Genomic DNA, 21,363 nt, shown 5'->3' with positions numbered 1-21,363 from the left:
TGTCAGGGGCGCGGATCGCCGCGCCCGCTGGCCCCGGACCTCTACGCGTGATAGGGGCGCGCGGATGACGACTCCCCCTATCTCGAACATTCGCAACTTCAGCGTGGTCGCGCACATCGACCATGGCAAGTCGACCCTGTCCGACCGACTGATCCAATTCACCGGCGGCCTGACCCAGCGCGAGATGTCCGAGCAGGTCCTGGACTCGATGGATATCGAGAAGGAGCGGGGCATCACCATCAAGGCGCAGACGGTGCGTCTGAACTACAAGGCCAAGGACGGGCAGGACTATGTTCTGAACCTGATGGACACGCCGGGCCACGTGGACTTCGCCTATGAGGTGTCGCGCAGCCTCGCCGCGTGCGAGGGCTCGCTGCTGGTCGTCGATGCGTCGCAGGGGGTCGAGGCGCAGACGCTGGCCAACGTCTATCAGGCCATTGATAACAACCACGAGATCGTCCCCGTCCTGAACAAGGTCGATCTGCCGGCGGCCGAGCCCGAACGGGTCCGGGCCCAGATCGAGGACGTGATCGGCATCGACGCCTCCGAGGCCGTGCTGTGCAGCGCCAAGTCCGGCATCGGTATCGAGGACGTGCTGGAAGCCATCGTCACCAAGCTCCCGGCCCCCAAGGGCGACCCCAATGCGCCGCTGAAGGCCATGCTGGTCGACGCCTGGTACGACCCATACCTCGGCGTCGTCGTCCTGGTGCGCGTCTTCGACGGGGTGCTGAAGACCGGCATGCGGGTCAAGATGATGCGCAACGGCTCGACCCATTTGATCGACCGGGTCGGCGTCTTCCTGCCCAAGAACACCCCGGTGGACCAGCTGGGCCCCGGCGAGGTCGGCTTCATCACCGCCCAGATCAAGGAAGTCGCCCACGCCGCCGTCGGCGACACCATCACCGATGAAAAGAAGCCGACCGCCGAACCGCTGAAGGGGTTCAAGGAGGTCCAGTCGGTGGTCTTCTGCGGCCTGTTCCCGGTCGACGCCGCCGATTTCGAGGACCTGCGCGCCGCCATCGGCAAGCTGCGCCTGAACGACGCCTCCTTCACCTACGAGATGGAATCCAGCGCCGCCCTGGGCTTCGGCTTCCGCTGCGGCTTCCTGGGCCTGCTGCACCTCGAGATCATCCAGGAACGGCTCAGCCGCGAGTTCAATCTGGACCTGATCGCGACCGCCCCCTCGGTGGTTTACAAGATCGGCCTGCGCGACGGCTCCGAGATCGACCTGCACAACCCCGCCGACCTGCCCGACGTGATGCAGATCGAGACCATCAGCGAGCCCTGGATCAAGGCCACCATACTGACGCCCGACGAATATCTCGGCAGCGTGATCAAGCTGTGCCAGGACCGCCGCGGCTCCCAGGTCGAACTGTCCTACGTCGGCGCCCGCGCCATGGTGGTCTACGAACTGCCGCTGAACGAGGTCGTGTTCGACTTCTACGACCGGCTGAAGTCGATCTCGAAGGGCTATGCCTCGTTCGACTACGAGATCACCGAATACAAGGTCGGCGACCTGGTGAAGATGTCCATCCTGGTCAACGCCGAACCGGTGGACGCCCTGTCCATGCTGGTCCACCGCGCCCGCGCCGAGACGCGCGGCCGGGGCATGGTTGAGAAGATGAAGGAGCTGATCCCGCCCCACCTGTTCGTCATCCCGATCCAGGCGGCCATCGGCGGCAAGATCATCGCCCGGGAAACCGTGCGGGCCCTGCGCAAGGACGTGACCTCGAAATGCTACGGCGGCGACGCCACCCGCAAGAAGAAGCTGCTGGAGAAGCAGAAGGCCGGCAAGAAGAAGATGCGTCAGTTCGGCAAGGTCGAAATCCCGCAGGAAGCCTTCATCGCCGCCCTGAAGATGGACGACGATTGATCCCCAGCGCCCCGCCCTCTCCCTCCCCCTGCGGGGGAGGGGCGTTGCGAAGCAACGGGGTGGGGGCGGTCAGGCAAGGCCGCCCCGCTCTGATTTAGGCGGGTCCGTGGGGCGTCGCCCTGCCGTTGTGATTTTGGCTGGTCCGTGGGACGTCGCCCCGCCGTTGTGATTTAGGCAGGTCGGTGAAGCGTCGCCCTGCCGTTCCCACCCGGTCTCGCCTCCGGCTCGACCCCCCTCCCCGGAACGGGGAGGGAAAGCTACGGTCCCTCGACCTCCACCCCCTCCGGCGCCCCCAACGCCCAGCGCCAGTCCTGCGGGTGCAGCCGCGCCATCTCTTCATCCAGCCGGCGCAGCGGCCTCAGCACCCCGTCCTCGTCCCAGAACCGCTCGGCCCAGGGATGCCCCGCCTCCACCGCCCGTTCCCGGTCCCGCGCCGTCGCCTCGGCCCCCAGATGGTCGGCGCGCCAGCGATACAGCCACGGAATATGCCAGTGCGGCGCCCGCGTCAGCCGCTCGTCCTTCATCGCCTCGACCAGACACTCCGCCAGCGCCCGCGCCTCTTCCAACCGCGCCTCGAAGGCGTCGCGCCGCCCCTGCATATAGGCGCTCCAGCCCTCGGCCGGCTCCACCGGCCCCGCCTTCGGCTCCGGCCGCGCCCAACCCTCCGCCTCGCGCCGCTTCCACAGGGCGTGCACCCCCACATCATACCGCCGCGCCACCGACCGCGCCGTCTCCCCATCCTCCCACGCCTTGCGCACCTCGGCCTAGACGGCGTCGGATCGGATCTTGCGGTGAATGCCCTGGCTCATAGCTCCACGACCTAAACCGTCGTTACGCCAAACCCGGACGCAACCCCATCTCCTTCCTTCCTTCCCTTCTTCCTTCTCCCCTTGCGGGAGAAGGTGGCCGAGCGCAGCGAGGTCGGATGAGGGGTCGGTTCGGCCTGAACCGTCAGGGCCGGTGAAACCCCTCATCCGTCAGCCTTCGGCCGCCACCTTCTCCCGCAAGGGGAGAAGGAAGGTTTAATCGCGCGTCAGGCCTTCCTCGGTCGCCGCCACAATGGCCGACAGCACCGCTTCCCGCTGGTCGCCGATCATCCCATTCGCAAACCGCAGCACCCGGAACCCCTGTTCACGCAGCCAGGCGTCCCGCTCGGCGTCCTCGATCCGGTCGTCATGCTGCGGCCCGTCCGCCTCGACGATCAGCCGATGCCTCAGACAGACGAAGTCGACGATATACCGCCCGACCACCATCTGCCGCCGAAACTTCAGCCCCGCCAGCCGCCGATCCCGCAACAGCCCCCACAGCCGCCGCTCATAATGGACGGGCTCGCGGCGCATCTGTTTGGCGCGGGATTGCAGCCAGTCGTCCATATCCAGATTGTGCAAACGCTCGCCAAGATTGCAACCCCTTCCTTCTCCCCCTGCGGGAGAAGGTGGCCCGCAGGGCCGGTTGGGGGTCGGTTCGGCGTGGATCGTCAGGGCCGGTGAAACCCCTCATCCGACCTCCCCTCGGGACAAGCCCGAGGGTCGCCCACCTTCTCCCGCAAGGGGAGAAGGGATCAGGACGGCGATGAAGGCCCAGGGCCTGACCCGCGCCCCAGGACCGACGAATGGAGACCCGCCGCACTCAACTGAACCGCGTCCTCGCCGCGGAGGCGTCGAACGTGACGCTGGACACGCTCAGCCGCGTGGCGCGGGTGCTGGGCATTCGTATAGGTGGAGTTGATTTAGGTCATTTGCCTAAATGGTACGTGTCCCCATTCACGGGCCGCCTCCGGGGCTCCGAGTAGCGACGCCTCTCGTCCTCGGATGCCAATGGCGGGGCGATGCCGGACTTTGACATGGCCGGTGATTCTGAGCGAAGTATTGTCCGACCGAACAAATCGGAAACATCCGGACTTTGCAATGTCGCTCAAAAGCCAGCTGTTAGGTTCATCGTCCGTTGGACCGGGACCATTGGTCCCGACGCTTGGGGGCCCGCCGGCTAATCCGACATTCTTCGGATCCATCGAGATAATGTCAGATCACGACCCTCTCGGTTTGACCGAACGGGGCCTAGTTATATCCCCGCCAATCAACCTGGAACGCGGTCGATTTTATCTGAAAAGTAGTGATATTGATCCGCTGCAGCTCAGAGCGAACTTACTTTTGTGGGACCGACTGGCTTTTCCCAACAACAACTTCATAAGTATCGGTGAAGGGCCGGATGCCAAATTCCTTATGGCGGAAGGGATACTGTTCCGGCCTCAGGCGCGCATATCCGGCGGTGGGAACGCAGCTATCGCCTTTTTGAAGGCACATCTAGAGAGCTTCAGTTTTCTCGACCGGAAAGAGCCTGGACGCTGGAGCCTCGCTCGTGGGGAAGATTCGATATCATTCCCAGAAGAGCAGATGGAGAAACAGCGAGGGCTTTTGCTCCAATTTTATGACGCGATACCTATTCCCGATAGAGAGGTCCCGATAGAGGCGGTTCTTGAGTTCCGGGCAAGGCGCCGAGCCGAACTGCTGTCGTTGCGGCACCATATCGACAACATTTATCTCGAGGTTCTAGCGTCGCCGGACAAGGACTTAGCTGCAATCAGTGCATTAACGGCCTTCGACAAGTCGCTCTCTGATCACATCAGAGCGTCGCAGGAGGCTCCGTTCAGGATGCGGCTTAGTGGCTTGGACATCAAGTTCGATTGGAAAACGGTCGGCGTCGGCATCGCATCGCACGCGGGCGCAGTTGCTGCAGGCCTGCCGCTAGCTTCGGCCTTGCTTGCAACTGGGGGACTGACTGCCTTGTCGATGTTGAGCGTCACCGCCGGGATTAAAGGTCGCGAGCGTAGCAACAGCCCCTTCGAGTATGTGGCTCGTTTCAACAAGGAACTGCTTTAGGCCCCCAGCGCGTTTCAGGGCTTTGTTGCATCCCTGGAGAAGACTATCCGCTCAATCGCACTACTCCCTCTGGCCTAACCGCGCCCCTCCTACCGCCCCTTCCTAAACGCCTCCGCCTTCTCCGCCGCCGCTTCCGCGCGCCACTTCTTCGGCGCCGACTTGTCCACCTCTTCCCCCGCCCCCGTCAGGGCCTCGTTGGCGAATTCCAGGTCCAGCAGCTTCATGCGCTTGATCTCGTCGCGCAGGCGGCCGGCTTCCTCGAACTCCAGGTTGGAGGCGGCTTCGCGCATGCGGCCTTCCAGGTCCTTGAGCGCGGCCTGGAAGTTTGAGCCGACGAAGGGTTTGGAGGCCTCGGCGACGCCGGGGCGGGTCAGGCGGTCCATTTCGCGGGACTCATAGGGGCTGTCCATCAGCTCCTTGATGTCGCGCTTGACGCTTTCGGGCGTGATGCCGTGTTCGGCGTTATAGGCCATCTGGCGTTCTCGCCTACGGTCGGTCTCGGCGATGGCGCGCTCCATACTGCCGGTCATGCGGTCGGCGTACAGGATGACGCGGCCGTCGATGTTGCGGGCGGCGCGGCCGATGGTCTGGATCAATGAGGTCTCGGAGCGCAGGAAGCCCTCCTTGTCCGCGTCCAGGATGGCGACCAGGCCGCACTCGGGGATGTCCAGCCCCTCGCGCAGCAGGTTGATGCCGATCAGACAGTCGAAGGAGCCCAGACGCAGGTCGCGCAGGATCTCGATCCGCTCCAGCGTATCGACGTCGGAGTGCATGTAGCGGACGCGGATCCCCTGTTCATGCATATATTCGGTCAGGTCCTCGGCCATCTTCTTGGTCAGGGTGGTGACCAGGGAGCGGTAGCCGGCGCGGGTGGTGGCCTTGACCTCGTCGATGACGTCGTCGACCTGGTTGCGGGTCTGGCCGCTGACCGGGCGGATCTCGACCGGGGGGTCGATCAGGCCGGTGGGGCGGATCACCTGTTCGACGAAGACGCCGCCGGCCTGGTCCATCTCCCAGGCGCCGGGGGTGGCGCTGACGTGAACCGTCTGGGGGCGCATGGCTTCCCATTCCTCGAACTTCAGCGGGCGGTTGTCGATGCAGGAGGGCAGGCGGAAACCGTATTCCGCCAGGGTGGATTTGCGGCGGTAGTCGCCGCGGAACATGCCGTTGATCTGGCCGATGGTGACGTGGCTCTCGTCCACGAACAGCAGGGCGTTGTCGGGGATGTATTCGAAGAAGGTGGGCGGGGGCTCGCCCGGCGCGCGGCCGGTCAGCCAGCGGGAATAGTTCTCGATGCCGGCGCAGCTGCCGGTGGCCTCCATCATCTCCAGATCGAAACGGGTGCGTTGCTCCAGCCGTTGGGCCTCCAGCAGTTTGCCGTTCTCGATCATCCAGTCCAGCGTCTCCTTCAGCTCGGCCTTGATGCCGGCGGCGGCCTGGTTCAGCGTCGGGCGCGGGGTGACATAGTGGCTGGCGGCGTAGACGGTGACCTCGGTCAGGTCGGCGGTCTTCTTGCCGGTCAGGGGGTCGAACTCCTGGATCGCCTCCAGCTCGTCGCCGAACAGGCTGATGCGCCAGGCGCGGTCTTCCAGGTGGACCGGGAAGATCTCGATCACGTCGCCGCGCTTCCTGAACATGCCGCGGTCGAAGCCCATGTCGTTGCGCTTGTACTGCAGCGCGATCAGATCGGCCCGCAGCTTGGCCTCGTCGATCTGGTCCCCCACCTTCAGCGTGAAGGTCATGGCCGTATAGGTCTCCACCGACCCAATGCCGTAGATGCAACTGACCGACGCCACCACGATCACATCCTCCCGCTCCAGTATCGCCCGCGTCGCCGAATGCCGCATCCGATCGATCTGCTCGTTTATGGACGAGTCTTTCTCTATATATGTATCAGTTCTTGGTACATATGCTTCCGGTTGGTAGTAGTCGTAGTAGCTGACGAAGTATTCGACTGCGTTGTCCGGGAAGAAGGACTTGAACTCGGAATAGAGCTGAGCCGCCAGGGTCTTGTTGGGGGCCAGGATCAGGGCCGGGCGCTGGGTCTGTTCGATGACCTTGGCCATGGTGAAGGTCTTGCCCGAGCCGGTGACGCCCAGCAGCACCTGATCGCGATCGCCCGCCTCGGCCTGGGCGACCAGTTCGGCGATGGCGGCGGGCTGGTCGCCGGCGGGGGTGTATTTTGTTTCAAGCCGGAAGCGGCCGCCCTTCTTCTTGCCCTCGTGCGAGGGGCGGTGCGGGACCCAGTCGGCGGGGGCGGCGACGGGCTCCTCCGGCGTCAGGCGCGGGCCGGACACGGGGGCGAACATCGGCATCTTGCCCCCGTTCGCGGCCTGGTCGCGCTTAAAGGCGGCGGCGGCCTCGCGCACGCCGGGGTCGGGCACGTGAACGGGCTTGGCGGACTGGGGCGCGGCGGGCTTCGGCGTCGAAGAACGGTTCATGAACAGAACTTAGTGCGTGGCGTCATATGGCGCCATAGCGCTCCTAAAGCGTGGCTGGTTCCTCTTCTCAATGCCAAAAAGTGGCGACAAAACGGCGTAATGTAGAAATATAATGCTCCATAGCGGGGCTGGCCGATACAATTCGCGCGCAATTCGTCCCCATTCTCGACGTTTATGCGACTTTTTAGTTGCAGTTCGTTTTCGCTGGGCCTACGCCGGTCACATAGCGGATGCATTCTGTATATCGCCGATACATATCGGTGATATTCATGTGTGTTCGAGTATTGTATCAATGCTAATTGTGAAGAGGCGTATGCGTACTCGTAAGAACAACCTTCTTGCATCGACGATCGTCGGTGGAATTGCTGTCGCTTCCTTGGCGATGTTTGCTCCGTCCATTGCTTCGGCGCAGGATGCGGCAGTCGCCCAGGCCGACGAATCCACCAGCGTCGACGATATCGTCGTCATCGGTTCGCGCATCCGCCGCGACAACTACAACGCCCCGTCGCCGACCCAGGTGGTGACGCGCGAAGAGGCGACCCTGCAGGGCTTCGCCTCGACCACGGAAGCGCTGCAGAGCACGGCCGTCACCGGCGGCACCTCGCAGATCAACAACTCCTACGGCGGTTACGTCACCGACGGCGGCCCCGGCGCCAACACCATCGGCCTGCGCGGCATGAGCCCCAGCCGCACCCTGGTGCTGTTGAACGGCCGCCGCGTCTCGCCGGCCGGTTCGCGCGGTTCGGTCGGCGCGGCCGACCTGAACGTCCTGCCGACCGCCATCATCGACCGGGTCGAAGTGCTGCGTGACGGCGCCTCGTCGGTCTATGGTTCGGACGCCGTCGCCGGCGTGGTCAACATCCAGACCCGCCGCAATTTCGAAGGCCTGACCTTCGAAGCCCAGCGCAACGAGCCGCTGGAAGCCAATGGCGCCGGCGGATCGACCCGTCTGTCGCTGACGGCGGGCACGCGCGGCGACCGCTGGCGCGCCGCCGGTTCGATCGAACGCTATGAGCGCGACGAACTGACCCTGCGCGACCGCGAGTTCACCCGTTGCCAGACAGACGGCTTCCGCAACGGCCAGGACTATATCGATCCGCTGACCGGCCAGTCGAAATGCTATCCGATCACCACGACCGGCTCGAACGGCGTGACGATCAACACCATCGGCACCGGCACGACCACAGGCGTCGCAGCCCCTGGCGCGTTCGGCACGACCTTCAACCGCTGGCGCCCGAATTCGGCCGTCACGACCGGCCTCGTCGGGTTCGAAGGCGTCGGCGGCGGCGGCAACAACCTGAACGTCCGTGACACCTTCGAAGACCGGATGCTGAACGAATCGCTGATCTCGCCGGTCGACATCACGACCCTGTACGGCGAAGCCGGCTACGACCTGCACGCCCTGGGCAATGCCGAAGTCTATGGCGAAGCCCTGTTCAATCAGCGCAAGTCGTCGCAGACCGGCTATCGTCAGCTGGCGCTGGATTACGCCAAGGGCAGCCCGCTGATCCCCGCGAACCTGCAGGCCAGCACCGCCTTCGGCGACCAAGGCCTGAACAAGGGCCAGAACGTCGGCGTGCGCGCCTTCATCGGCTTCGGCAACGACAACTCCGAACAGGAAGTGGACTTCGGCCGCTACGTCGCCGGCATCAAGGGCGACTTCGTCCTGCCGGAATGGCGCTATGACGCCTATGTCAGCTATTCGCGGTCCAAGTCGACCTACACCAGCGAACAGTTCCTGACGGATCGTCTGATCGAGTCGCTGGACGTGGTCCAGACGGCGCCGGGGCAGTTCCAATGCGCGCAACTGGCCTCGAATCCCGGCTGTGTCGCCGCTCCCGTGCTGAACACCCAGACCATCGGCGGCGTCCTGCCGCAGGACTGGGTCGACTATGTCTTCCGCCCGGTGACCGGCACGACCGAGTTCACCGAGAAGGTGGCCAGCATCGGCATCGACGGCCCGCTGTTCAGCCTGCCGGCCGGTCGGGTCATGGGCTTCTTCGGCACCGAATGGCGTGAGTCCGAGATCGACGACACCCCCGGCCTGGATAGCCAGCTGGGCAACACCTACAACTTCTCCACCTCGGCCATCACGCGCGGCTCGGACTCGGTGAAGGAAGTGTTCGGCGAAATCGAAGCGCCGATCCTGGTCGACCTGCCCGGCGTGCGCGAGCTGACGCTGAACGGCTCGTTCCGTTACACCGACTATGATTCCTACGGCGACGACACGACCTACAAGATCGGCGTGGTCTATCGTCCGATCGACTGGATCACGGTCCGCGGCACCTACGGCACCTCGTACCGCGCCCCGGCGCTGTTCGAACAATATGTCGGCGCGACCACGGGCTTCCTGTCGAACACCAACGACCGCTGCAACAACTACGGCGCGCCGGGGGTCAACCCGAACCGCGTCGCCAACTGCACGGCCGAAGGTCTGGCGGGCGACTTCCAATCGACCAACAGCGTTCGCGTGGTCACTTCGGGCGGCGCCGACGCCGGCCTGGAGGCCGAGACCTCGACCAATATGACGCTGGGTCTGGTGCTGCGGCCGCCGCTGCCCTCCAGCTGGGGCGATCTGGCCTTCGCCGTCGACTATTACGAAATCGAGGTCGAAAACGGCGTGTCGCGCACGGGCGCAGGCGAAATCCTGACCCGCTGCTACGACTCCAACCCCGGCGACTTCGCGGCCGACACCGGCTTCTGCCGCCTGGTGTCGCGTGACTCCGCCGACAACAGCCTCACGGTCCAGGACAGCTACGTCAACCTGGCCACGGACAATGTGAAGGGCCTGGATTACACCGTGCGTTACCGCAAGGACGTGGGTCCCGGCACGGCGCTGTTCAACCTGGCGATCACCCAGTACACGGAAATCTCGTCCAAGCTGTTCGCTGATGATCCGCTGGAAGACTACACCGGCATGGTCAACAATCCGGAGTTCACCGGAACGGCCGATGTCTCCTACGCCTGGGACAAGTGGCGCGTGCGCTACGGCGTTGAATGGATCCAGGGCACCGACAGCTACGCCTATTACGAGGAAGATCCGGCCACTTCGGATTACGACCTCGCGGTTGACGACTACTGGCTGCACAACGCCTCGGTCCAGTATGCGTCCGACGGCTGGACCGCCACGGTCGGCGTCCGCAACCTGTTCAACGAAGACCCGCCGACCGTCTCGTCGGGCGTGTACAACCGGGTCGGCAACGCCCCGCTGTACTCGGGCTACGACTACCTGGGCCGCACGGCCTTCGTGAACCTGACCAAGTCCTTCTAAGGGCGACGTCGGCTCCAGACGGAAAGAGGCGGCGGACTTCGGTCCGCCGCCTTTTTGTCTTTTGGGACGCCAGTCGACAAAACTTGCGTCCAGATTGGGGCGGAAACAACCTCGATCCTGTCATATGTGGCGTGAAATATCAGTCGAACGAGAAGGAAAAAATCTCCCCTTGTCCCATAATTGAGGGTCAAAATTACGAACTTGAATGATAATTGAGCATTGATGTTCGCCGAACAAACATACTTTGCGTCGAAATTTCAACACGATTCTATCACGAAGATGTGGCGGAAATGTAACGTGGCTGCTTGGAAAGTGGCGAGAAGGCGACCGTATCACTGTCGCATTGTGTCGGTCGCCCTATAACAGCAGCACTGGTTCGCCCGTTTCGACGAGGCGACACATGTTGATTTGAAAGAGGGGCGAACTGAATATGCTGCAATTCAAGAACCAATTGCTGGGTTCGACCATGGTCGCGGGCCTTGCGGCCGTGGCTGTGATCGGCTTTGCGCCGGCTGCACTGGCGCAGTCCACGTCTACGACCACGGACGAGTCCGAGGAAGCCGCCGCCGTCGAGGAGGTCGTCGTCGTCGGCTCGCGTCTGCGTCGCGACAACTATAACTCGCCCTCGCCGGTCCAAGTCGTGACGCGCGACGAAACCACGCTCGCCGGCTTCGCCTCGACCACGGATGTCCTTCAGGGCACGGCCATCTCCGGCGGCACCGACCAGATCAACAACGCCTACGGCGGCTATGTCACCAACGGCGGCCCCGGCGCCAACACCCTGTCGCTGCGCGGCCTGGGCGCCACCCGCACCCTGATCCTGCTGAACGGGCGTCGCGTCGCTCCTGCGGGTTCGCGCGGGTCGGTCGGCTCGACCGACTTGAACGTCCTGCCCTCCGCCATGGTCGAACGTATCGAAGTGCTGAAAGACGGCGCCTCGTCGATCTACGGGTCTGACGCCGTCGCCGGCGTCGTGAACATCATCACGCGTAACAATCTCGACGGCATCACCGTCGAAGGCCAGTACAACGCTCCGCTCGACGCGGACAGTGAAGGTCAACAGGGCCGCATCTCGATCGTCGCCGGCACCAGCGGCGACCGTTGGCGCATCGCTGGTTCGGCCGAGTACATGAACCGTGAGGAAGTTACCCTTGGCGCCCGCGACTGGGCGCGTTGCGCCGTCGACGGGTACGTGGATGGTTCCGATTTCATCGATCCGAAGACCGGTCAGCCGAAGTGCTACACGATCGACGGCGGGGGCGTGACAATCAACACGATCGGCACCAGCGCGCTCGCCGGCGTGCCTGGTCCGGGCAACGCCGGAGCCGCCTTCACCCGGTGGCGTCCGAACTCGGCGGTCACCACCGGCCTGGTCGGTTTCGAAGGCGTCGGCTACTACGACCGCGACAGCTTTGAGCCGGACATGCTGAAGGAGTCGCTGATCTCGCCGGTCACGGTGACGACCCTGTATTCCGAGGGCGCTTACGACCTGCAGGCTCTTGGCAACGCTGAACTGTACGGCGAAATCCTGTTTAACCGTCGTGAATCGTCGCAGGTCGGCTATCGTCAGCTGGCCCTGGACTATTACCGCGGCAACCTGCTGATCCCCTCGAACCTCACGGCTTCGAACTTCTCGGCCAACCAGGGCCTGAGCCCGACCACGGGTCCGGCTGCCAATGCCCGCGTCGGTGTTCGCGCCTTTATCGGCTATGGCCTGTACGACAGCGAGCAGACCGTCGACTTCAACAAGGAAGTCGTGGGCATTCGCGGTGATTTCATTGTCCCGAACTGGCGCTACGACGCCTACGCCAGCTATACGAAGTCCAAGTCAGAATACATGTTCGAGCAGTTCATCACGAACCTGCTGCAGAACTCGCTGGACGTCGTCGTCGCTCCGGCGGGCACCCCGGCAAGCCTGACGCGCACGGGCGTTCTGTCCACCGGCGTGACCGGTACAGTAACCTGCCGTGTCAACATCACCGATCCCACGGCCAACTGTATCCCGGCGCCCTTCCTGAACACCGCGACTGTCGGCGGTGATCTGCCGGAGAATTGGAAAAACTATGTCTTCCGTCCGATCACCGGCACGACGGAATACATCGAAAAGGTCGTCAGCGTTGGTCTGGATGGCCCCCTGTTCACCCTGCCGGCCGGTCAGGTTTCGGCCTTCATCGGCGCCGAATGGCGCGAAGCCTCGATCGACGACACGCCGGCTCTCGATATGCAGAACTCCAACATCTATGGCTTCTCCACTGCGGGCATCACCCGGGGTGAGGACCAGGTGTGGGAAGTCTTCGGTGAAGTAGAGGTGCCTCTGCTGGCCAACCTGCCGTTCGCCCAGGCTCTGACCTTGAGCGCCTCGGCCCGCTACACCGACTATGAATCGTACGGCGAAGACACGACCTACAAGGTCGGTCTGGTCTACACTCCGGTCAACTGGCTGTCGCTGCGCGGCACCTATGGCACTTCGTACCGCGCACCTGCGCTGTTCGAACAGTTCGTCGGCGCCACCAGCGGCTTTATCTCCGGCGCCAACGATCCCTGCTCGGAGCAGACCCCGAACGACCCGGCCGCCCTTGTAGCGAACTGCACCGCGGAAGGTTACGGATCGTCCTTCGTCCAAACCAGCAGCGTTCGCGTGATCACCTCGGGCGGCGCTGTCGCCGGTCTTGAGGCTGAGACGTCCGACAACATGACTGTCGGCGCTATCTTCCAGCCGACCCTGCCGTCGGGCTGGGGCGACCTGTCCTTCGCCGTCGACTACTACGAAATCGAGGTCGACAACGGCGTGTCGCGGATCGGTTCGGGCGCCATTCTGAACTTCTGCTACACGTCGTCCGCCTCTGATTTCGCCTCGGACGCCGGCTATTGCGCCCTTGTCGAACGCAACACCAGCACCAACGCCCTGACCGTCTATGACAGCTACGTCAACGTCGCGACGGACGTGGTCAAGGGTCTGGACTACACTGTCCGCTACCGCCGCGATTTCGGACCTGGTACGGCTCTGTTCAACCTGGCCGTCACCCAGATGACTGAGCGCTACAGCACGCTGTTTGCTGATGACCCCATCTATGATGATGTCGGCACCATCGGTACTCCCGAGTTCTCAGCTACGTTCGACGCCACCTACTCGTGGAACAACTGGCGGGTTCGTTACGGCGTCGAGTGGATTGCCGCCTCGGGTTACGAGGACTACTACCAGAACCGCTACGGTGAATCTCTGATCAACGACTACGGGATCAACACCGAAACCGACGACTATTACCTGCACAGCGCGTCGGTTCAGTACCGCACCGACGAATGGTCGGTGACTGCGGGTGTCCGTAACCTGTTCAATGAAGACCCAGACTATATCTCGACCGGGTATGCGACCCGCGTCGGCAATGTGCCGCTTTACTCGGGTTACGATTATGTCGGCCGCACGGCCTTTATCAACCTGACCAAGTCGTTCTAACCCAAACGATTCCGAGAACGAATAGGGCGGCGGACTTCGGTCCGCCGCCTTTTTCGTGCGTGAAGGCGATCCCGTCGACCAGGCTTGACGTCTCGAACAGTATGTCCCATACACTGTATGTCACACACTATGTGACGTGGAGGGATCTGGGCGTGGGTCAGGGCGAGGAACTGCTGTTCGAGAGTCTGCGGCTGGAGCTGCGGCGGGGGTCGTTGATCCTGGCGGTGCTGGCGAGCCTGAGGGTCGAGCAGTACGGCTATTCGCTGCGGGTGGCCCTGGGCGAGGCGGGGGTCGAGATGGAGGAGAGCACCCTCTATCCGCTGCTGCGGCGGCTGGAGAGCCAGGGGCTGCTGGACAGCGAATGGCGCGAGGAGGAGCGGCGCAAGAAGCGGTTCTATCGGTTGTCGCCGCGCGGAGAAGTCATGCTGGCGCGGCTGGCGACCGAATGGCGGGGCCTGTCGGCGTCGCTGGAGAAGATGCTGTGAACATCGGGAAAGAGGGAGGGACCGGGATGGAACTGGTCGAACGCTATCTGAAGGCCGTCGCGGCCCAGCTGCCCAAGGCGACGCGCGACGACATCGTCGCAGAGTTGCGCGATGAGATCATGGGACGGATCGAGGCTCTGGAGGCGCGGCTGGGCCGGGCGCCCGACGACGACGAGGTCGAGGCCTTGTTGCGCGAGGTCGGCCATCCGCTGACAGTGGCGGCGCGGTATCGGTCGGGACCACAGGCGCTGATCGGGCCCGAGCTTTATCCGTGGTGGATGTTCGCGGTGAAGACGGCGTTGGCGGTGATGGTCTGCGTCACCCTGATCGGCCTGGCGGCGCGGGTGCTGAGCGGCGACCTCTATATGGGCGAGGCGATCGGCCAGAGCTTCGCCGCCCTGTTCAGCGGGGCCGTGTCGGTGATCGGGGTGATCACCTTGATCGGCTTCATTCTGGAACGTCAGGAGAAGAAGCCGGACTTCATCGCCAAATGGCGGGTCAAGGACCTGGGCCTGTTCGAACTGGGTGGGGACATCGACGCCGAGACCTGGAGCCAGAGGCTGGCGGGCGCCGCCGAGTCGGGTCGGGTCAAAACGGGCTCTGCCGTGAAGAAGAGCGCCGAGATGTCGCCTGTGGCGCGGGCGGTTTCCAGCGCCATCGCCTGGGCCGTTCTGTTGCTGTGGTGGACCGGCCTGTTGCCGATGGCCTCGATCCGGCCGGAGGAGCTGGCGTCGGTCGTGGACGGCGTCGACTATGGCCGGATGCTGGCCCAGATCGTTGAGGCGGCCTATTGGCCGGTGACCCTGTTCGCCCTCGCCAAGGTTCTGTTCGACCTGACGCGCGCGGCGTCGGGCGGGAATGTGCGGTTGACGGCCTTTGGCGACATGGCCTTCGGCGCGGCGGCGGCCTGGGGCCTGTTGTGGCTGTGGTTCTGGTCGCCGCTGAGCCCGGTGATCTGGGTCGGGACCGTCACGGAATTCGCCGAGCGGGTGCAGGCGCTGTTCCACCGGACGGCGGGAGACGCCGGCGGCCTGGCGGCGATCCTGATGATCATCGTGGTCTGGACCTTCGCGGCCGAGGTGTTCCGCATCGTGCGAGCGGCTGGCCGATTGGTTGCGGGACGGTAGAAGAGGTTGAACCTCCGGCCGCTTTCGCCGTTGCAGTGCATCGGCGGCGATGGGCGGCCGGGGGCGAGGCTGACGCGTGACTTTACAACAGGGTTTGGCCTTCGGCCTGGTCGGTCTGACGGTCGCGGCCTTCGTCTGGGGCCGGTTCCGGTACGACCTGGTGGCCTTGGCGGCCCTGGTCGTCGGTCTGGCCATAGGGGTGATCCCGGCCGAGGACGCATTCTCCGGATTTTCCAATGACGTGACGGTGATCATCGCCGCCGCCCTGGTGGTGTCGGCGGCCTTCGCCAAGTCCGGCATCGTCGAGATGGCGTTGAAGCGGATCATGCCGCACCTGAAGACGGAACGGTCCCAGGTGCCGGTGCTGACCGTGGCCGTGACCCTGTTGTCGATGGTGACCAAGAACGTCGGCGCCCTGGCCATCATGATGCCGGTGGCCCTGCAGGTCAGCCGGCGGACAGGCACCAAACAGTCGCGGCTGCTGATGCCCATGGCCTTCGGCGCCATGGCCGGGGGCATGGTGACCCTGGTCGGGACCTCGCCCAACATCCTGGTCGCCGAGGTGCGCCAGGACATGATCGGGGAACCGTTCCGCATGTTCGACTATGCGCCGGTGGGACTGATCCTGACCGGGGCGGCCCTCGCGTTTCTGGCCTTCGGTTATCGGCTGCTGCCCAAGGACCGGACCGGGACCCTGGGGTTGGCGGCCGCCCTGTCGGCCAACGCCTATCTGACCGAGGCCCAGGCGCCAGATGACTGGAGCCTGGAGCCGCGTCCGATCAAGGCCTTGATCGCCCTGGCGCCGGACGAGGTGCAGGTCATGGCCCTGATCCGCGACGGCAGGCGCAGGGCCCGGCCCCGCGGCAACACCATCGTCAGGCCCGGCGACACCCTGTTGATCAAGGGCGATCAGGAGGCGCTGGAAGGCTTCATCAACGCCACCAAGCTGAAGCTGGTGCGGGGCGACCGGCCGGTGCTGCTGGAAGAGGCCAAGGACGAGGTCAGCCTGGCCGAGGCGGTGATCGGGGCGGACTCGCCCCTGACCGGACAGTCGGTGCGGTCGCTGGATCTGTACGGCCAGCATGGGCTGAACCTGCTGGGCGTGTCACGCAGCGGCTATGAACTGACCCAGCATCTGCGGACGGCCAAGCTGCAGGCGGGGGACGTGCTGTTGCTGCAGGGGTCGGAATCCGGCCTGCCCGGGCGGCTGGCGGCCCTGGGGCTGCTGCCCCTGGCGGAACGCGAGGTGCGGCTGGGCGGTCAGAGGCGGAAATTCCTGCCCGCCGTCGTGCTGGCGACGGCCATGATCATGGTGGGGTTCGGCCTGATCCCTGTGTCGATCGCCTTCTTCGGCGCGGCTGTGGTCATCGTGGCTCTGGGCGGGTTGAAGATGCGCGAGGCCTATGCGGCGCTGGACGGACCGCTCCTGGTGCTGATCGCCGCCCTGATCCCCGTGTCGGACGCGATCCAGCAGACCGGCGGGGCGGACCTGATCGCCGGCGGGCTGAAGTCGGTGTTCCAGGGCATACCGCCCGTGGTGGCGGTGGCGGGCATGATGTTCGCCGCCATGGCGGTGACGCCCTTCCTGAACAATGCGGCGACGGTTCTGGTGGTGGCGCCGATCGCGGCGACCCTGGCCCAGCAACTGGGCTATCGGCCCGACCCCTTCCTGATGGCGGTGGCGGTGGGGGCGGCGTGCGACTTCCTGACCCCCATCGGGCACCAGTGCAATACGCTGGTCATGGGGCCGGGCGGGTACAAGTTCTCGGACTATCCCAAGCTGGGGGCGCCGCTGAGCCTCTTGGTGCTGGTGATCGGCCCGCCCGCTATCTTGCTGTTCTGGCCGATGTAAGAAACACCGGTCCCGGCGTGCCGGGACCGGTGGGTCTTGTCAGGTCGAGCGCGTCGAGGTCGGCGCGGCGCAGGCCAGCCGACCGTTGTCGTTCTTGATCTGGGCGCCCTGGCAACTGCGGACGCTGAGGGTCGAAGAGACCGACTGGCCGTCCTTGGCGATGCAGCGCGCGCGCAGCCGGTCGCCATTGAGGCTGATGCCCCGGCAGGTCTCGCGATAACTGCCCACGGGCAGGGCGCGACCTGAAGCGGCCGGTTCCGGATTGGGGCGATCCTGGGCCGTGGCGGCGAAGGCGACCAGACCGGCGGCGGCCGCCGCGGCCCCTATTGAGGCAAGCGTGGAATAGGACAGACGTACCAAGGCGTAGCTCCCGTTTTTATATTTGCGCCTCTGCGGGCGAAAACGAGGTTATGCCCGTCTGGGCGCGTGTCCAGTCCTGATCGCCAGGATGTCACCAGCGGGGCGAGACGTGGGCCGGCCCCTTGAACACCGCATTGGCGAACAGCGGCTTGAGACCCTCCAGATAGCCGCGCACCGTCGGGTCCTGGGTAAAGGCGATCAACTGGCCCGCGCCCAGGGTCTCGACCATGACCACGGGCTTGAAGCCGAGCTGGGCTTGGTTCTCGGCCCAGAGCTGGCCCGAGGCCAGCAGCCGGTCCGAGCCTTCGAAGCGAACGGCGTTGGTCCCTTCGCCGCGTTTCAGCGGGGCGTAAATGTCGGCGCCGCGCACCAGAACGTTCAGTTCGGACGGCAGGCCGGCGCCGATCCAGTGGTCCGGATCGACATGGGCGCGGGCCAGGACGCCGGCGACCGAGTCCGGGCCGTGGTCGCTGTGGGCCAGCAGGGCGGCGTAGTCGGTCTGGTTGGCGATCCGGGCGGGGCTTTCGGGCTTGTCTTCGTCTTCGCCCAAGGCGCCGTCCTCGCGACGCGAGGCCAGCATGTCGCTGTCGGGGTCGGTCAGCAGGCGGGTGGCGGTTCCCAGGCTGATCAGGGTGCCGCCACGCGAGACCCAGTCGCGCAGCGCCTTGACCCCGGACTCGCCCAGGACGGAAGCGTAGTTGCGGCCCTCGGGAAGGATCAGGACCTGATAATGCGACAGGTCGGCCTCGCCGAAGCTGGCGGCGCGGATGGCGGTGACCGGATAGCCCAGGTCGCGTTCCAGCAGCCAGCGGGTCGCGCCGGCGGCGTCGGGGGCGGCGGGACTGTCCCAGGCGAGGGCGACACGGGGCGCGCGTAGCCGCACCACGTCGCTGGAGCCGAAGCCCGCGCCCTGTTCGACCCATGACTGGTCCGTGCCGACAACCTCGGCGCCCGTCTGGGCGGCGAGACGGTCGAGGGTGGCGGCCAGATCGGCGGGCGCGCCGGCCTTCGGCAGGATCAAGGTTCCTGCGGGCCAGTCGCGGCCGTTCTGGACGAAGGGCTTGTCGGAGGCGTTGACCGTCAGCCCGGCCTGGAGGGCGGCGGCGAGGAAGCGGGGCTGGGCCGAGCCGGGGGCGACCAGGAAGCCGTAACGGGCCTCGGCGTTCCGCACCGTCGCCGGCGTGACCAGTTCGGGGCCGCGCGCGTCGACGGCGACGCCGGGCGCGCTGTTGCAACGGGCGGACTCGACGCCGAACATCAGGGGCAGGGACCAGGCGGTGACGTCATAGATCTCGTCGCCCAGGCCGCGCGCGCGACGGCGTTCCTGCTCGGCCAGGAAGGCGGGCGGGACGGGGACGTCGCGGGTCAGCAGCACCTCGGCCATGCGGCGCTGGGGCTGGGCCAGGTTCACGACATAGTCGCCGGCGCGATACTGGCCTCCGCAGGCGCCGAAGGCCTGGCGGGCGACGCCGACCTCTATGCCCGAACGGACCAGCAGGCCGGCCAGACGGTCGGCGGCGGCCGGGTCCGATGCGCGCGACAGGACATAGGCTCCGCGGCCCGTCAGCCCGTCGCGGTGATAGGCGTAGAAGTCGTTCAGCAGCCGGTCGTGATTGCGCGACGCCGTCTCGATCGTCGCCAGGGTGGCGGTCAGGTGGGCGCGGACCGTGTCGGCATAGGTGAAGACCTCGCCCGAACTGCGCCGCGCGGCCAGGCCCCGCGCCGAACCGGCCTCATAGGTCATGGAGACGGCGCCGAGATAGCCGGGCCAGCCGTCGCCATAGCCGGGATAGAAGGCGTCATAGACCTTGCGATTGAAGTAGGGCAGGCCGGCCGCATCGAACCGGGCGCCGGTGTTGCGGCCGAACAGGGCGCGGTTTTCCAGGGTGCGCGGCCAGATCCACGGGTTCAGCGGTTCGGCTTCCGGCGGGAAGAAGAAGGTCTCGTCCGAGCCCATTTCGTGGCTGTCGACGACGACCTGGGGCCGCCACTCGCGGACCTGGGCCGAGTGTCCCTGGGTCTCCGGCTGGGTCTGGATGAACCAGTCGCGGTTCAGGTCGAACAGATAATGGTTGTAGCGGCCGCTGGGCCAGGGCTCGTCGCGCTCGGCCGAGGCCGGGTCGGGATTGGGCAGGGAGCCGCGGCCCGAGGCGAAGCTGTTGAGGAAACGCTCGCGCCCGTCGGGGTTCTGGGTCGGGACGAAGACGACGACCGTATTGGCCAGCCAGGCCTGGGCGGTCGGATCGGTCAGCAGGCGCCGCGCTGCAGCCATGGCGGCGTCGGCGGGGCTGATCTCGTTGCCGTGAACCGAATAGGCCATCCAGACCAGGACCGGTTGGTCGGCGATCAGGGCGGCGGCCTGCGGGGGCGAGGTCAGGCGGGGGTCGGCCAGGGCGCGAGAGGTCGCCTTGATCTGGTCCAGGCGGGCGATATTGGCGGGCGAGCCGACGGCGGCCCAGAACAGCGGGCGGCCCTCCCAGGTCGTCGCATAGTCGCCGATCACCACCTGGGTCGGGGCGGCGGTCTTCAGCGCCTGGAAATAGCGGCGCACGTCGGCGGCGCGAGTGATCTCCTGGCCGCTGTCATAGCCGAGGGTCTGGCGGACGGTCGGGATTTCGGTCGTCTGGCGCGCCGAGACGGGTTGGACCCCGAGCAGGGCCGCGGCGCAGGCGCCGACCAGGGCGAGAGCGAGCGAACGCGCGGAACGACGAAACATGGACATGATGAACCCCCCGGAGGCGACCACCTTAGCTGCAGGTTCGGAAAAGGAAACGGTGCGTATACGCCCATTGATGTCCGAAAACCGCGAGACATGTTCCGGCTGAGCGCCCATCTTGCCGGTCATGGAACAGACGCTGGATCAGGAGGCCTGCTGGCGCGCCCTCGGGGCGCGGGACGCCCGGTTCGACGGGCGGTTCTTCACGGCCGTGACCTCGACCGGAATCTACTGCCGGCCGGTCTGTCCGGCGCGGACGCCCCGGCGCGAGAATGTGGTCTTTCATCCTACGGCCGCCTCGGCGGAGGCGGCGGGATTTCGCGCCTGCCTGCGCTGTCGACCCGAGACGGCGCCGGAGATGGGCGCCTGGCGAGGCACGTCGAACACGGTCAGCCGGGCCCTGGCCCTGATCGAGGCCGGGGCGCTGGACGCCGGCGACGCCGAGACCCTGGCGACCCGGCTTGGGGTGGGGGAGCGGCATCTGCGGCGGCTGTTCCGCCAGCATCTGGGCGCCGCACCGGTCAGCGTGGCCCAGACCCGGCGGGTGCTGTTAGCCAAACAACTGATCCACGAGAGCGACCTGTCGATGGCCGAGGTGGCGATGGCGTCGGGGTTCGGGAGCGTGCGACGGTTCAACGAGACCTTTCAGGCCCTGTACGGCCGCGCGCCCTCCGAATTGCGGCGGCGCAAGGTCGAGGCCGAACGGGGCGGGGCGGTGCGGATCGGCCTGGCCTATCGGCCGCCCTATGACTGGGCCGCGATGATGCAGGCCCTGGCGACGCGCGACGCGGCCGACGAGGCGGTGACGGGCGCGGGGGCGGGCGCGGTCTGGACGCGCACCCTGCGGGCTGATGTCGATGGAACGGACGGGGCCGTGGTCGTGCGGGCCGGGACGGTCGGCGGGG

14 protein-coding genes are annotated in these 21,363 nt (G+C 65.6%); 9 read left to right on the top strand and 5 right to left on the bottom strand.

From position 1 onward, the window contains the following. Positions 1 to 64: 64 nt before the first annotated feature. The gene (lepA, locus tag H2037_RS11400; protein ID WP_292121813.1) at positions 65 to 1,873 is read left to right on the top strand and encodes a translation elongation factor 4; all 1,809 of its coding nucleotides are present in this window, start codon (positions 65 to 67) and stop codon (positions 1,871 to 1,873) included. A 257-nt stretch (positions 1,874 to 2,130) separates the two neighbouring features. Here lepA and H2037_RS11395 read toward each other — a convergent pair whose 3' ends face one another. Both H2037_RS11395 and H2037_RS11390 read right to left on the bottom strand, forming a co-directional pair. Next, positions 2,131 to 2,592 carry a hypothetical protein gene (locus H2037_RS11395; RefSeq protein WP_292121810.1) on the bottom strand — a complete coding sequence of 154 codons (462 nt, stop codon included), beginning with the start codon at positions 2,590 to 2,592 and terminating at the stop codon, positions 2,131 to 2,133. A 303-nt stretch (positions 2,593 to 2,895) separates the two neighbouring features. After that, positions 2,896 to 3,261, bottom strand: coding sequence for a DUF559 domain-containing protein (locus tag H2037_RS11390; protein ID WP_365833668.1), 366 nt, complete (start codon positions 3,259 to 3,261; stop codon positions 2,896 to 2,898). A 224-nt stretch (positions 3,262 to 3,485) separates the two neighbouring features. On the opposite strand from H2037_RS11390, the gene H2037_RS17430 reads away from it, so the two are divergent. Together H2037_RS17430 and H2037_RS11385 are read left to right on the top strand one after the other, a co-directional pair. Then, positions 3,486 to 3,665 (top strand): hypothetical protein, encoded by a 180-nt coding sequence (locus tag H2037_RS17430; protein ID WP_365833666.1) that lies wholly within the window; start codon positions 3,486 to 3,488, stop codon positions 3,663 to 3,665. A 226-nt stretch (positions 3,666 to 3,891) separates the two neighbouring features. After that, a complete protein-coding gene (locus tag H2037_RS11385; RefSeq protein WP_292121808.1) occupies positions 3,892 to 4,752 on the top strand; it encodes a DUF6236 family protein in 861 nt (286 codons plus the stop codon). A gap of 89 nt (positions 4,753 to 4,841) precedes the next feature. Here the strand turns inward: H2037_RS11385 and uvrB are convergent, their stop codons facing one another. Further along, entirely contained in the window at positions 4,842 to 7,193 is a 2,352-nt protein-coding gene (gene uvrB / locus H2037_RS11380; protein WP_292121805.1) for an excinuclease ABC subunit UvrB, read from the bottom strand. 382 nt (positions 7,194 to 7,575) lie between these two features. Here uvrB and H2037_RS11375 point away from each other — a divergent pair, with 382 nt between their 5' ends. The 5 genes from H2037_RS11375 to H2037_RS11355 all read left to right on the top strand — a co-directional run bounded on the left by H2037_RS11375 (position 7,576) and on the right by H2037_RS11355 (position 17,382). After that, on the top strand, positions 7,576 to 10,464 hold the full coding sequence (locus H2037_RS11375; RefSeq protein WP_292122080.1) for a TonB-dependent receptor: 2,889 nt from the start codon (positions 7,576 to 7,578) through the stop codon (positions 10,462 to 10,464). A 430-nt stretch (positions 10,465 to 10,894) separates the two neighbouring features. Further along, positions 10,895 to 13,918: a TonB-dependent receptor gene (locus H2037_RS11370; protein ID WP_292121802.1), complete on the top strand. Its 3,024-nt coding sequence runs from the start codon at positions 10,895 to 10,897 to the stop codon at positions 13,916 to 13,918. A gap of 101 nt (positions 13,919 to 14,019) precedes the next feature. Continuing rightward, positions 14,020 to 14,403, top strand: coding sequence for a helix-turn-helix transcriptional regulator (locus H2037_RS11365; RefSeq protein ID WP_292121799.1), 384 nt, complete (start codon positions 14,020 to 14,022; stop codon positions 14,401 to 14,403). A 26-nt stretch (positions 14,404 to 14,429) separates the two neighbouring features. Beyond that, complete coding sequence (locus H2037_RS11360) at positions 14,430 to 15,530, top strand: hypothetical protein (RefSeq protein WP_292121796.1); 1,101 nt, start codon at positions 14,430 to 14,432, stop codon at positions 15,528 to 15,530. A gap of 76 nt (positions 15,531 to 15,606) precedes the next feature. After that, positions 15,607 to 17,382: an SLC13 family permease gene (locus H2037_RS11355; protein ID WP_292121794.1), complete on the top strand. Its 1,776-nt coding sequence runs from the start codon at positions 15,607 to 15,609 to the stop codon at positions 17,380 to 17,382. 39 nt (positions 17,383 to 17,421) lie between these two features. On the opposite strand, the gene H2037_RS11350 is transcribed toward H2037_RS11355, so the two are convergent. Together H2037_RS11350 and H2037_RS11345 are read right to left on the bottom strand one after the other, a co-directional pair. Next, complete coding sequence (locus H2037_RS11350) at positions 17,422 to 17,742, bottom strand: hypothetical protein (protein WP_292121791.1); 321 nt, start codon at positions 17,740 to 17,742, stop codon at positions 17,422 to 17,424. A gap of 91 nt (positions 17,743 to 17,833) precedes the next feature. Beyond that, entirely contained in the window at positions 17,834 to 20,464 is a 2,631-nt protein-coding gene (locus H2037_RS11345) for a M14 family metallopeptidase (RefSeq protein WP_292121789.1), read from the bottom strand. Positions 20,465 to 20,585: 121 nt separating this feature from the next. Here H2037_RS11345 and H2037_RS11340 point away from each other — a divergent pair. Next, positions 20,586 to 21,363: Ada metal-binding domain-containing protein (locus tag H2037_RS11340; RefSeq protein WP_292122077.1), on the top strand; the 778-nt coding region annotated here is incomplete at its 3' end.

Origin of the sequence: Brevundimonas sp., assembly GCF_013912065.1 — a bacterium.
Taxonomy (GTDB): Bacteria; Pseudomonadota; Alphaproteobacteria; order Caulobacterales; family Caulobacteraceae; genus Brevundimonas.
Note: the sequence above shows the minus strand (reverse complement) of the source record. Positions and strands in the feature narration are given on the sequence as shown.

Bases quoted from the DNA above. Each gene is read 5' to 3' on its own strand.
- lepA (WP_292121813.1), top strand. From the start codon at position 65: ATGACGACTCCCCCTATCTCGAACATTCGCAACTTCAGCGTGGTCGCG.
- H2037_RS17430 (WP_365833666.1), top strand. From the start codon at position 3,486: ATGGAGACCCGCCGCACTCAACTGAACCGCGTCCTCGCCGCGGAGGCG.
- H2037_RS11385 (WP_292121808.1), top strand. From the start codon at position 3,892: ATGTCAGATCACGACCCTCTCGGTTTGACCGAACGGGGCCTAGTTATA.
- uvrB (WP_292121805.1), bottom strand. From the start codon at position 7,193: ATGAACCGTTCTTCGACGCCGAAGCCCGCCGCGCCCCAGTCCGCCAAG.
- H2037_RS11375 (WP_292122080.1), top strand. From the start codon at position 7,576: ATGTTTGCTCCGTCCATTGCTTCGGCGCAGGATGCGGCAGTCGCCCAG.
- H2037_RS11370 (WP_292121802.1), top strand. From the start codon at position 10,895: ATGCTGCAATTCAAGAACCAATTGCTGGGTTCGACCATGGTCGCGGGC.
- H2037_RS11365 (WP_292121799.1), top strand. From the start codon at position 14,020: ATGTCCCATACACTGTATGTCACACACTATGTGACGTGGAGGGATCTG.
- H2037_RS11360 (WP_292121796.1), top strand. From the start codon at position 14,430: ATGGAACTGGTCGAACGCTATCTGAAGGCCGTCGCGGCCCAGCTGCCC.
- H2037_RS11345 (WP_292121789.1), bottom strand. From the start codon at position 20,464: ATGTCCATGTTTCGTCGTTCCGCGCGTTCGCTCGCTCTCGCCCTGGTC.